This is a genomic window from Sphingomonas endophytica (assembly GCF_001476895.1).
In the GTDB taxonomy this organism is placed as follows: domain Bacteria; phylum Pseudomonadota; class Alphaproteobacteria; order Sphingomonadales; family Sphingomonadaceae; genus Sphingomonas; species Sphingomonas endophytica_A.
The window spans coordinates 1-824 of record NZ_LDTB01000330.1 but is presented as its reverse complement, the minus strand read 5'-3'; the positions used below and the strand labels follow the sequence as shown (position 1 = coordinate 824).

Sequence of the window (824 nt, the reverse complement as noted above, 5' to 3'; positions counted from 1 at the left end):
GCCTCGCCCATCCCTCGATCGCGCCCTACGGCGTGTTCCGCTCGAAGGACGGCAAGGAGATCCTGATCTCGATCCAGAGCGAGCGCGAGTGGAAGACGCTGTGCGCCAAGGTGCTGGGCCAGCCCGGCCTGCCCGACGATCCGCGCTTTGCCAACATGGTCGAACGCGTCGGTAACCGCACGGTGACCGACCAGATCGTCAGCGACAGTTTTGGCAAGCTCACGCGCGAGGAATTGCTGGCCAAGCTCGCCGAGGCCGACATCGCTTTCGCCGAGGTCAACAGCATGGATGACCTTGCGAAGCATCCGCATCTGCGCCGCCTCGAGGTCGACACGCCGAACGGCAAGGTCAGCTATCCGGCGCCGGCCGCGCTCGTGGTCGGCGAGGACCGGCACTACGGCAAGGTGCCGGCGATCGGCGCGCGCACCAAAGGTTCCTGAAATCCCTCGCGCCCGGGCAAGACAGTCATGACCGACAGACTCGACCTCGGACATCTCCGCCAGTGGATCGGCAAGACCGCCGAGGCTTCCGACGTCGTCACCAAATACCTGGTCATGGGGCTGCGCGCGACGCTGTTCCAGGAGATCGGCGAGCCGCAGACGGGCGATGCCGCGCCGTGGACCACGCATTGGTGCCTGGCGCAGCCGGTGTTTCCGATGTCGCAGCTCGGCCCGGACGGTCATCCGACCCGCGGCGGCTTCCTGCCGCCGGTGCCGCTGCCGCGCCGGATGTGGGCCGGCGGCGAGCTCGAATTTTTCGATGCACTGCGGATCGGCGACGAGGCCAAGCGCGCTTCCAGGATTGCGGACGTCACCGTGAAATCT

The 824-nt window shown here is 67.0% G+C and carries 2 protein-coding genes; both read left to right on the top strand.

From position 1 onward, the window contains the following. On the top strand, positions 1 to 440 hold a 440-nt coding region (locus tag NS334_RS17500; protein ID WP_193753181.1), incomplete at its 5' end, for a CoA transferase. A gap of 27 nt (positions 441 to 467) precedes the next feature. Further along, positions 468 to 824 (top strand): FAS1-like dehydratase domain-containing protein (locus NS334_RS17495; RefSeq protein ID WP_193753180.1); only part of this gene is annotated, 357 nt, incomplete at its 3' end.